General features: G+C 37.3%; 7 protein-coding genes. All 7 read right to left on the reverse strand.

What is annotated here, in order from left to right; translation table 11 throughout:
* Positions 1-23: 23 nt before the first annotated feature.
* The 7 genes from VUJ46_RS19190 to VUJ46_RS19220 all read right to left on the reverse strand — a co-directional run bounded on the left by VUJ46_RS19190 (position 24) and on the right by VUJ46_RS19220 (position 11,558).
* Positions 24-1,664, reverse strand: coding sequence for a glycoside hydrolase family 43 protein (locus VUJ46_RS19190; RefSeq protein WP_326982297.1), 1,641 nt, complete (start codon positions 1,662-1,664; stop codon positions 24-26).
* Between the two features lie 234 nt (positions 1,665-1,898).
* A complete protein-coding gene (locus VUJ46_RS19195; RefSeq protein ID WP_326982298.1) occupies positions 1,899-3,158 on the reverse strand; it encodes a glycoside hydrolase family 88/105 protein in 1,260 nt (419 codons plus the stop codon).
* An 11-nt stretch (positions 3,159-3,169) separates the two neighbouring features.
* A complete protein-coding gene (locus VUJ46_RS19200) occupies positions 3,170-4,165 on the reverse strand; it encodes a DUF4861 family protein (protein WP_326982299.1) in 996 nt (331 codons plus the stop codon).
* 53 nt (positions 4,166-4,218) lie between these two features.
* A complete protein-coding gene (locus tag VUJ46_RS19205) occupies positions 4,219-5,631 on the reverse strand; it encodes a pectate lyase family protein (protein ID WP_326982300.1) in 1,413 nt (470 codons plus the stop codon).
* A gap of 40 nt (positions 5,632-5,671) precedes the next feature.
* Entirely contained in the window at positions 5,672-6,694 is a 1,023-nt protein-coding gene (locus tag VUJ46_RS19210; RefSeq protein WP_326982301.1) for a pectinesterase family protein, read from the reverse strand.
* 80 nt (positions 6,695-6,774) lie between these two features.
* Positions 6,775-8,598 (reverse strand): RagB/SusD family nutrient uptake outer membrane protein, encoded by a 1,824-nt coding sequence (locus tag VUJ46_RS19215; protein ID WP_326982302.1) that lies wholly within the window; start codon positions 8,596-8,598, stop codon positions 6,775-6,777.
* 11 nt (positions 8,599-8,609) lie between these two features.
* Positions 8,610-11,558 (reverse strand): SusC/RagA family TonB-linked outer membrane protein, encoded by a 2,949-nt coding sequence (locus tag VUJ46_RS19220; RefSeq protein WP_326982303.1) that lies wholly within the window; start codon positions 11,556-11,558, stop codon positions 8,610-8,612.
* Positions 11,559-12,180: the final 622 nt, after the last annotated feature.

The following is a 12,180-nucleotide window of genomic DNA, read 5'->3' on the forward strand; positions in this document are numbered from 1 at the left end:
TCTGTGAAATCTGTGGGAAATAATTAATTTTTTGTAATTCTAAACCAATCAAAATCGGCATATCCTCCACGCGCTGCTTTGGTTGTGCTTACGCTGTATAAACCGACTTTAGCACCAATCCATTTTCCTGGCGTCGACTGGAAAACATCGCCCACTTTTGTGAAATTTTTTCCGTTTTCGCTGTAGCTGAACTGGCATAAACCGTTGGGTTCATTCACATTTACTTTTAAATAAGCTTCGTTACCTTTTAATTTAGTTTCAAATAAAATCTTCTCCTCACCGCCTTTATCGGCTTTTTCCGCTCTTCTTAACTGAAGATAAAACCCGTCCGGCTTATTGGTAATTACGACTGATTCATGATTTAGTCCCATGACTAAAAGTCCTGCGGTTTTTCCTTCTTTGGCATCTTCCGGGGTTAATTTAACCTTTGTTGACGCTGCAAAATTCGGTGCCGGGAATTTTTGGGTTAATAAATTCGGGACATTCCACAGATTTTTTTCACCTTCAGGAACTTTTATCGAGAATAATCTTAAAAATTTCTGTCCCGGAAGTTTGGAAGACCAAACGATGTTTTCGTTCGCACTCCATTGCCATTGCAATCCCAATTTTTCTCCATCAAACTCATCCGTTTCAGGAGGTGTAACGGTAGGATATATTTTCCCTACATTTGGTTTTTTATAGGTTAAAACCGGTTCCCCGATTCCGTTTTTATTATTATCAATTCCGATAACAGGCCAGTCTTTTTCCCATTTCATCGGTTGCAGATGAACAATTCTTCCGCCTGCATCCACATCCTGAAAATGATAGAACCAATCTTCACCGGAAGGCGTGTCTACCCAGGCCCCCTGATGAGGTCCGTTGATTTTTGTTGAACCTTGCTCCAACACTATTTTCTCTTCGTAAGGACCATAAATATTTTTTGACCTTAATACCAATTGCCAACCTGTAGCCACGCCACCTGCCGGAGAAAAAATATAATAATAGCCGTTTCTTTTATACATTTTCGGACCTTCAACGGTTGGATGAGCATCATGACCATCGAAAACATGAATACCTTTATCTAAAACCTTGGTTCCTTCAGGATTCATTTTATTCAACGTTAAAATGCTTTTCACTCCGGCACGGCTTCCCGCCCAACCATGAATCAGATACGCATTTCCATCTTCATCCCAAAACGGACAGGAGTCGATCAAACCTTTTCCTTCCATTACCAAAACAGGTTTTTCCCAGGCTCCCAACGGATCTTTGGTTTTCACCATATAAATTCCGAAATCGGGATCACCCCAATAAATATAGAACTCTCCTTTGTGGAAACGGATGGCAGGTGCCCAAACGCCGTCGCCTCTTTTTGGAGTTGAAAAATGTTCGCTCGGAAGAACATCCGGAAGGGCATAATTCACCAATTTCCAGTTGACCATATCTTTTGAATGAAGAATCGGCAGTCCCGGAGCTTCATTGAAACTCGAAGCGGTCATATAATAATCGTCACCCACGCGAATCGCATCCGGATCGGAATAATCTGCGTACAAAACAGGATTTTTATAATTTTTTCCCTGATCAGCAGTCCAGACTTCGGAAACGTAATTTTTTTCCTGTGCCTGAAGGTATGTTGAAGCAACTGAAAATAAAGTTATTGTTGCTATATTTAAAATTTTTGTCTTCATAACCAGATTTTTGATCTGTTTAATTTTTAACGCAAAGAGCGCAAAGATTTTTTTGAATTTAATGCTGTTGATTTTTAGTTCGCAAAGGCGTTTCACTCAGCAAAAGCTAATTGTTTAAAAATTTTCACCATTAAGGTTTTATTAAGAAGTTTAGTATAATTAAGCTGAGCTTCGCTTTAAGCAATTAACTTAATAGAACCTTAATTTCTTAGCTCTTCTTAATGGTTTAAAGTATTATTTTTCAAACTCTAAACTGGCCAGAATAAATGGTCCTGTTCCTTTTCCGTCATTAGAACGAATTTCTTCGTTTACGTAATATTCGTAAGAACCGTCTCTGTAAGGTTTTCCTCCTAAACCTGCAACGGCACAGCATTTATTTAAATTCACCACTCCGTTTTCATCAACTGTGATTAAATTTTTAATGATTCCGTCATAGCCTTTTTTGGCAGCTGCTTTATATGATTTTGGAAGATAACCATCGTTCACCGATTTAATGATCGTATAAACGAACATCGAAGATGCGGTTGCTTCTTCATAATTCCCTTTTTCCAAAGGTTTGTCTAAGATCTGATACCAAAGCCCTGATTTTTGATCCTGAACTTTAATAACTGCATCAGCGTAAGATTTTAGATAAGAAATTAATCTTGGTCTTCCCGGATGATCTTTCGGTAAATAATCCAAAACGTCTACCAAAGCCATTCCGTACCAGCCCATTGCTCTTCCCCAGAAATTAGGTGAAAGTCCGGTTTCCTTGTCCGCCCACGCCTGTTCTTTGCTCTCATCCCAACCGTGATACAATAATCCTGTTTTTTTATCCAACATATGTTTCTGAACAGAATCGAACTGAAAAACAACGTCATCATATGCTTTCTGAGCATCTGCTCCTTTTACAAAATCTTTTGTATAATGCGTGTAGAAAGGCATTCCCATATAAAGCCCGTCAAGCCAAACCTGATAAGGATAGATTTTTTTATGCCAGAAAGATCCTTCATTCGTTCTTGGCTGTCCGTCGATTTGTAAACGTAAAGTTTGAAGCGCCTTCAGATATTTTTCCTTTTTCTCTTTTTCATACAGATACAAAAGAACATTTCCGCTGTTCAGCATGTCGATATTGTACTTATCAAGATCGTAAGTAAGAATGGTTCCGTCTTCCTTGATTAAGTCTTTTCCGAAATCGCTGATGTAGTTGTAATATTCTTTTTTTCCTGTTTTTGCGTATAGTTTTTCAGCGCCATCCAGTACAATTGCTGAAGGATAGGTCCATTTCGGGCTTTTGCTGAAATCAAGCATCCACGCTTGCGGGAAGCGGTGCATTTCAGAAAGCATCATTCTTTCAGACCATTTCAGGTTGGTAGGAACTATTTTTCCTGATTTTGAAGTTTCCGTTGATGGTTTTGAAGCAGTTACATTTTTAGTCTGGGCACAAGCGAGGAACATTCCTGATCCTAAAATGGCGACAGCATATGCTTTTATTCTGTTATTAATGAAATTCATGATGGTAAACTTTAAAGTTGATTATTTTTATCTAAAATTTCTAATTTCTTATCTAAATCCTGGTAAAAAGAGTCTTCCGTGTTTAAACCGTTCGGTTCCTGAGACCAGGCTCCTAAAAAGTAGTAGGATACATTTTTCGTTTTCTTAAAAACTACTGTATGAGTAGATTTTGTTGTGACGAATTTATCAAAATTTTCAAGAGGATAGAAGACCGCCATTCCCAGTTGATCTTCTTTTTTGGCTAAAGTCTGCTGACCGTAAGTCGCAATATAGCCCCATTTTTTATTTTTACTGATTCCTTGTTTTAACGGAATATTTTTAATGGCAACAATTCCCGTACATAACCCCGAAATGGTATTGCTCAAATTCAAATCTACTTTTACAAAGCGGTCTTTGTTGAAGATGGTTAATCTGGAAGTTAAATCGATTGCACTGCCCCAGGTTTTCCAGCCTTTGTAAGTAATGGTGGCGTAAGATTGGTCTTTTTCATTGACAACCTTTGCCGTTGTATTTTTTACGATTTTAAAAGTTTCAACAAAATCATTCTGTTCATCATATCTTCCATAAGAACCGACGCCAATCGTACGTCCGGATTTCAAAATATCCTGTCCCCAAGGGGCATCGTGATGATAGGATTCAAAACCGTCTTGCCCGACTTCTGATAAAACCAGCGTACTTACTTTTTTACCGAAAATATCGGTTGCATTTCTCCAGTCGAGATATAATCTGTATGCAATCTGGTTGTTTTCCAACCCGATTCCTTCATATCTGATATATGTTGAATGATCGGTATGAGATTCCGGAAGGGTAATTTCCTGAACATTTTTGAAAGTTCCGCCAACGTATTTATTGCCTTCCCATTTACCACCTTCTTTTACAGAAAGTTCAGCATAGGAAAACGGTGCTTTTGGGTTCTTTTGAATGCTTTCAATCACAGAAGTCTGTGCTGAAAGATTTGAAGATAATAATACTCCTATGGTTATTATTTTAAATACATTGAGTTTCATACTATTTTTCATTAAATGACTGATTTTTAACAAAAAGTTTTCATGGTTATTGCTTATTGTTTCTCAGTTATTTTTTTGACAAGATCATTAAAATAAACTTCAATATTATCGTAATTTTTATCTAAATCTCTTCCGTTGGCATTGGCAACTTTCGGGTTTAATTTATGTTTAATTTCCCATTCATCGGGCATTCCATCGTTGTCTGAATCGAGTAGAGGCTTGCCTTGTTTCAAGTCTGGAAACCCACCGACATCCTTTTGAGAATCGATGATTCCGTTTGAACTTCCTTTTGAACCATTATACGTAAAACTTCCATTTTTTACATCTTTTAAAACATGTAAATCAACGGCATCCCTTACCAAACTTGCTCCTCCGATCTGCAGAATTTTATTATAAGCTTCTTTCGGAGCATCTGTTTTTATATTATTCTGGATATCATGAGGCTGATTAATTTTAATCAAATTTTTATCTTTATCCGTCAAATTATAAGAAGGTTTCATCTGCGCAAAAACGCCTTGTGTCCAGTTATCTTTTGATATTTCAGGATTTCCTTCAATTACATTTCCATTGATGTAATATTTTCCCCAGATATTGTACACTTCGGTCTCCGGTTTTTCATTTTTGTCGATAGCGACAATTCGCTGTCTGGTCATCGTTGCAGGTCCCGGTTTGTAATAGTTATTCACAATATTGACATTCATTCCTTCACCGCCGTAGACGTTGTTGTGTCCCCAATTGTAGATCACATTATTTCTGAAATCGGTAAGGTCAGTCAGTGCAAATTTGCTTCCCGCATATTCTCCTAATCTCGGATTTCTGCTGTCGTGGTGGGAATAGATATTATGATGAAAACTCGCGAATTTTCCGCCTGCAATTCCGCCATATCCGTGAGCGCCTTTTGGATGAGCCGAGTTTCTTAAACTTTCAGCAATTACGCACCATTGAAGCGTCGTATTTTCATTGACATAAATGGAAACCGTTTCATCCGTAGACCAGCTCATCGAACAATGATCAACAATTAAATTTTTGATGAATCTTGCGCCCAAAGCATCGCCTTCCACATTCTTTTGATCACCCATTCTGAAACGCATATAACGAATAACCACATTATCTGCGCCAACGAAAGTTTCGTAATTGGCAACCGTAATTCCTTCTCCGGGAGCAGTTTGTCCGGCAATCGTAACGTCGCCTTCTTTTATTTTTAAAGGAGATTCAAGATAAATAGTTCCTCCTGTTTTAAATACAATATATCTCGGACCTTTTTGATCTAAAGCATGTCTCAAAGTTCCTTCCGAACCATCATCCGTTAATTTTGTCACAAAATAAACCTTTCCGCCACGACCGCCCGTTGTGTATCTTCCGAAGCCTTCAGCACCGGGAAAACTTAACACCTGTTGAGCGTTAATCTGTGTGGAAATACCGCATAAAATTCCTATCGTGAATAGTCTTGTGAAGTGTTTTTTCATGATTGAAAATTCTTTGGTGTTTATAAATTTTAGGTTTAATTTATTTTAAATTTTTTATAGGATTCCAGTTGTCTTTTCCTTTCAGAATCGTGTTTATTGTGTATTTTTTTCTTTCTTCTTTTGTTAATTGATGCGACCATGAAACTCTTTTTGCGGCATTCGCCCCGGAACCTTTTGAATTAAACTCGCCGTAAAAAGTAGTTTTTTCCGCATCAGGCTTGCTCCAGTTGTGCCAGCCTTCAGGTTTTATGGTTGAATTGATCTCACAATCAATATAAACCGTCTTTGCAAAAGGTCGCCAAGGTCTTCCTAAATACACCGAATTTTCTTTAGCATCACCGATAATTTTAGAATTGATAAAAACAAATCCGAATTCGTTTTCCTGTGGAGTAGAAGCGGCTGTCACGTAGCTTGCTGTTTCTTTAGAATAAATCGTACAGTTTTCAAAAACCGAAGTTCCGGCTCCGAAAATATAATCGGTTGTGCCTTCGATGTAGCAGTTTTTAAAGTAATTTCTTGAAGGTCTTGTTTTATCCGCAGAATCCTGAACACCTTTTAAATATAGCGTATCCTGATTTCCTAAGAATCGGCAGTTTTCAAAAGCAATTCTGTCACCTGAGGTTAAAACAGCAACCGCCTGTCCGACTCTTCCTGAACTGTTTTCAAACGAAATATTTTTTGCCGTAAAATCATTGGAGTAAATAAAAATCGTTGAAGAACCTGTCGTTCCGATATCTTTTCCTTCAGCATTCTTTTTTGAGGCAAAGTCATTATAAGTAATAATCGTGCTTTGAGGATTTTCTCCTTCCAGCAGAATCGCTCCTTTAGTTTCAGAAACGATGATTTTTTCTTTATAAATTCCTGCTTTTACTACAATTTTTGTTCTTGTGAAAGAACCATTTTCAACGGCATCTATAGCTTGTTGGATCGTTGTAAAATTGCCTTTTCCGTCCTTTGAAACCACAATCGTTTTATCGGCAGTTTTAAAAGAAAGAAGACTTAACAATACGATAGAAAATATTGAAAGTGATTGTAAATTTTTAATAAAAGTGGAAGTTTTCATTGAAAATCTTTTTAGTTAAAATACAGGCTTTCCTTTTCGGGAATAAGCCTGTATTCTTTGATATGAATGTGAAACTTTTTCTAGTATCCGTAGTCCTGAGTAAGATTATAATTGGAGTTAACAACATCCAGCGCTAGGGGAAGCAATTCTCGCTTATTAGGCTGGAAATAGTATGCGTAACTCTTGATTGGGTCTCCACTGATGTAAGGTTGAGTCATCGCCAGTCTCCAGTTTACTTTTGTATAGCCTGAAGGTGTTGCCACACTTTGATTAGGGCTATAGAAAATATCCGCTTTTGCAGTTCCCGCTGCTGTGTAGAAATCAATATCAGAAATATTCTGCTGAGCTGTTTTAGACTTGTCATATGCTACTTTCTTATAGAAAATATATTCAGGAACATTAGCGTAAGCACCCGTACCATTCATAAAATCAGTCAGTTTTTGTCTGGTTTCATTGATTTTAGTTTCTAGAAGATTCCAACGGATAAGGTCATACTTTCTTAATCCCTCACCACCGAATTCCAATTGTCTTTCTTTAACAATATAATTGAAGAATGCGACTTTACTTGTCGGAATTGTTCCCACCTGGCCAATGTTACCTGTATAGGCTCTCTGTCTTACAGCCATTACTGCATCTATCGCATCTTGTGAAGGTGCTCCGTGTAATTCGTTATCTGCTTCTGCAAACATTAGTAAAATATCGGAATATCTTAATAAAGGCCAGTCAATACCCAAGTTTTGAGAAGTACCTGTGATATTAGACCATGATTTTCTGAATTTTCCGTCATTCCAGTTGATGGAAGTCTGAAGTTCCTCCTGTTTTGTTGTATTTACTCTGAAGATAGCGACGTTGATGTCTCTTCTTAAATCATATTTGCTGAATTCGTAAAAATACGTTGGGATCGCACTGATTCCTCCTGAAGATTTCCAGTCAGTATCATCGTGTCTCAACCCATTGTAGTAACCTATTTTAGAGTCTGTTCTTGAATTTCCTCCGAATGCTCCGATAGCATAAATTACCTCGTTTGTAGCATCCTGAGAATTGGTGTGCAATGCTCTGAACATTCCTTCGTAGCTCGGATTTAACTGATGCTGACCAGAATTGATAATGTCTTTACATTCATCAAAAGCAATCTGATAATACTTCTGGGGATTAGAACCCTGTAGCATTTGTTGCGGGGCTCTTCTCAATGAATATCCTGCTCTTGCCAAAGCGATTCTTGCTCTTAAACCTTTTACAGCACCTTTTGAAATTCTCTGAGCGGTTGTTCCGCCTTCAGATCTCCAAGGCACAAGGCTTTCTGCTTTTAATAAGTCATCAAGAATTTTATCGTAAATAAGGTCTCTGTCTGTTTTCGGAAGGTATAAATCCGTCAAATCTGCTGAAGGAACATCCTGAAAAGGGACATCGCCCCAGTTTTTAATTAGATCAGAGTAGAATTGAGCTCTCAGCGTTAAGGCTTCCCCCAAATATCTGTCCATTAATTTTTTATCTGCATCAGAGCCTGTTTTATATACCGGCGAAAGCGGGATGTTTTTAATCACAAGATTCGCTCTTTCAATACCAGCATAAGTATCTAAGAAAGGTCTTAAAAGTTCGGTATTGGTAGGTATGGCGCCAAAACAGCTGATTCCTCTTCTGTCGTTGGCATTATAGTCTCCGGAAGTTCTTAAATCATCTCCGGCTTGTGTAAGGATAAGATTCATTCTCTGACCATAAGTATTGTCACCCATAGTGGCGTTGTATACTCCCACAAGGGCAGAGAAAGTATCGGAAGCAGAGTCGAATTGCTGTGCTTCAGCGGTATTGGAAAGACTTTCCACATCCAAGTATTGCTCGCATGAATTTAAAGATATCAATCCTGCAATGGAAAATGCTATGGCTAAAAATGTATTCTTCTTCATAATATTAGAGTTTAAAAAGTGATGTCAACGCCTGATAAGATAAATCTGCTTCTTGGATAAGCAGCGTAATCTACACCTGGTGTTAAAGGATTTCTTCTGGTATTGGCCTCAGGATCATATCCTGAATATCCAGTGATTGTAAATACATTGTTCATGGTAAAATACAATCTGAAGTTTGAAAGACCTAATTGCTTAGTAAATTCTTTTCCGAGAGAGTAGCCCACTGTAATGTTGTTCAACCTCAGGAAAGAACCATCTTCAATAGCATACGAGTGTAAGAAATAAGCACCTGCAGGAGGAGTCCATCCTGTGGTATTGGCATTTAATGCAGCTAATGCTGTAGGATCGTTTACTTTTTCTCCGGCAGCATTAAACCATTTCCATCTGTCGGCAACTTCTGCCAACATATTATTGTCTTTGTATAAATATTGTGTTGAATATTCTATTTTATTGGCGTTATATACCTTATTACCCACTGAGAAGTTGAACATCATACTCATATCCCAGTTTTTGTAACGGAAAGTCTGGCTGAACCCACCGTAGAACTTAGGCTGTGCATTTCCTAGGTCCATCATATCTTTATTATCAATTACACCATCACCATTAAGATCCTGAAGTTTAAGATCTCCCGGCTGTACTGGCTTTGCACCATTTGCTGCTGCTGCCGAACTTGGAATGCCTGCTTTTAACGTATAAACCTGAGTGGTTGGGTTATAATCAAAATCACTTACTTCATATCTTCCAGCAGTTTGATATCCCCAGAAAGTACCTACTGGCTTACCAACCTGTACCAGGAAATCATTTAAGCTGTTCTGCCAACCAGAAGGATATAGGTAAGAAAAAGAACTTGGAGAAGCATTATTCCCTAAGCTTTTGATGGTATTTTTGTTTGATGAAATATTAGCATCCATTTTCCAAGTGAACTTATCATTACTGATAATGGTAGTTCCTATGGAAAATTCAATCCCTTTATTGGTCGTGCTTCCAGAGTTTTGATATTGATATTCGTATCCCGTTGTTTTAGGAATCTGTGCTAAAAGTAATAAATCTTTCGTATCGGTCTGATATAAATCTAAAGCACCATATACTTTTCCTTTGAAAAATCCGAAATCTAAACCAATGTTTTTAGACGTTGCCGTTTCCCATTTTACGTTTTTATTCGCCAGGATATTACCTGTAGTGGCTCCCGGAGTTACATTGGTTCCGAAAGCATATCCGTAATCAGACGATGTTGTAAAGAACGTATCATACAAGAAAGATCCGATTCTGTTATTTCCGGAAAGACCATATCCTAAACGAAGTTTTAATTCGCTGATGGTCTGGCTTTCTTTTAAGAAATTTTCCTCAGTAATTTTCCAAGCGGCAGAAGCAGCAGGGAAATATCCCCATCTGTTTCCTGGTCCGAAAACGCTGGAACCATCTGCTCTCATGGAAGCGGTAAGGATGTATTTATTTTTGAAAATATAGTTGGCTCTACCAAAGAATGAAGCCAAACGATCAGGGTTTCTTCCTGCTCTCGGCGCATCCTGTACCAATCCTGGTGGAGGCGATGCCGATTGAATGTTTGCAAATGCTTCTTCCGCATTGATTGATTTAGGGAACCATTTGATGGTCATTGCTAATGATTCTCCATCAGTTTTTACCATTTCCTGACCTACCAATAGATCTACTTTATGGTTTCCGAATGTTTTGCGGTAGTTTAAAGTATTGGTATTGGTAATTCTTCTTGTTTGAGATTTGTTTAAAACAACAACAGGCTGATCGTTATTCTGTCTTGCAACAGAAGTGATAGATCCTGAAAACTGATTGATGTATTCATCTCTCTGTACATATCCGATTACACTTCTGAAGGTAAAATCTTTACTGATTTTATACTCTAAAGTTCCGTTTAATAATAAATCGTTTCTTCCGTTTTCTTTAATCTCGTTATTCGCTAAAAGAATAGGGTTTACAAGATTGGTTTCATTCGCAAATAACGGATCGAAATCGTCCACATTTACATTAGATCCACCTTCAAACGGCTGGTATCTCACGGCATTTCTCAATCTGTTTGTTCCTTGAGAACCTGTAGAAGATGTTCCTGCCCCGAAAATCGTTTGTCTGCTGTATCTGGCATTCAAAGTCATGCTCAACTTCTTCGAAATATCATAATCGTATTTGAAGTTGGCCATGTTTCTTTTAAATCCGGAACCAATCATGATTCCGTCTTCCTGCATATTATTTAATGATAATGAGAACGATGAATTATCTGATCCTCCGGTTACAGAAAGATTGTGCGTAAAGTTGAAGGCTTCTCTTCCGAATACTTCATCCTGCCAGTCTCTTGTTTTTAGTTTTTTGTAGTCTTCAAGTTTATCATAAGTACCATATCGTGTGACAAATGCATCCATATCGGTCTGTACTCCGCCTCTGTTATACGCTTCATATTGATAGAGCACATATTGGTAAGGATCTAATACATCAATTGTGTTTTGTATTTTTCTTACTCCTAGAAACCCGTTATAGTTGATTGATGTTTTGGCTCTCTTACGTCCTCCTTTGGTCGTGATCAAAACAACACCGTTCGCCCCTCTTGCACCATAAATATTGGTGGAAGACGCGTCTTTTAGTACCTCAATAGATTCAATTTCTTTTGGAGATAAGATAGATAGTGCATTATCCATCTGTACCCCATCTACTATATAGAGTGGTGCATTACTCCCCGTGATAGAGTTTCCTCCACGGATAACGATATCCACGTCCGCGCCAGGAGAACCTTCACTTAACGAAACCTGTACTCCGGCCATTCTTCCCTGGATAGCTTCGGCAGCATTGGTGGAAGGCATATCTTTAATTGCATCTGCCTTTACAGAAGCAACAGAATTGGTAACATCCTTTTTAGAAACTTTGGTATATCCTACCAAAACCACTTCGTCGATTTTAGTTTCTTTTTCCTTTTTCGGTTCTTTTTCTTGAGCCATAGCAAGGACTGGAAGTAGAAAAACAGTTAAATATAACCACTTTATTGATTGTACTCTTTTATCCATTTTGTATCCTTATAGTTTTAATTCTTGGTTGAAAGTTTTATCTCTGTCTTTTGTGTTTTTAGTGGATTTGTACGTATTCTACAGGGTTTCTAGTGGTCAATATTCTCCGAAAGAATTACGCATTTAGAGTGCAATCGATTGCGTAAGTTTTCATTATAAAATATCTTGGCTTCTAAACTAATATTATTTTCCATTACACAAAGAAAAAAATATTATTTTTTCATTAAATTGATTGCTTAAGTGTGGAAATTTAATAAAACATTTGTTAGTTAGTTTTTTGTAATTAATTGAATATTAATTAATTGTTGTTATCGTGTTAATTGATAACTATTGTTAATAAGTTTTCAATTTAAGCGCTGTTTAATGATTTAAAACTTAAAATTTTCTTAAAAATATCACTTTTTTTGCCTGAATAAAATCCCCAAATTAATGCTCAAGAGTAAAAAAAATACAGTTTTCCTGATTTTTGTCACCTTTTTGGGTGAATATTTCTAACCTTATTTTGTACTTATTAAAGATTGAACTTAATATCTATTAGATGTAGAGTATATTTAGA

The sequence above is a fragment of the Chryseobacterium sp. MYb264 genome (assembly GCF_035974275.1).
Classification (GTDB): Bacteria; Bacteroidota; Bacteroidia; order Flavobacteriales; family Weeksellaceae; genus Chryseobacterium.

What these genes read in the sequence shown, in the direction of transcription:
- VUJ46_RS19190 (WP_326982297.1), bottom strand. Translation starts at nt 1,664, where the DNA reads ATGAAGACAAAAATTTTAAATATAGCAACAATAACTTTATTTTCAGTT.
- VUJ46_RS19195 (WP_326982298.1), bottom strand. Translation starts at nt 3,158, where the DNA reads ATGAATTTCATTAATAACAGAATAAAAGCATATGCTGTCGCCATTTTA.
- VUJ46_RS19200 (WP_326982299.1), bottom strand. Translation starts at nt 4,165, where the DNA reads ATGAAACTCAATGTATTTAAAATAATAACCATAGGAGTATTATTATCT.
- VUJ46_RS19205 (WP_326982300.1), bottom strand. Translation starts at nt 5,631, where the DNA reads ATGAAAAAACACTTCACAAGACTATTCACGATAGGAATTTTATGCGGT.
- VUJ46_RS19210 (WP_326982301.1), bottom strand. Translation starts at nt 6,694, where the DNA reads ATGAAAACTTCCACTTTTATTAAAAATTTACAATCACTTTCAATATTT.
- VUJ46_RS19215 (WP_326982302.1), bottom strand. Translation starts at nt 8,598, where the DNA reads ATGAAGAAGAATACATTTTTAGCCATAGCATTTTCCATTGCAGGATTG.
- VUJ46_RS19220 (WP_326982303.1), bottom strand. Translation starts at nt 11,558, where the DNA reads ATGGCTCAAGAAAAAGAACCGAAAAAGGAAAAAGAAACTAAAATCGAC.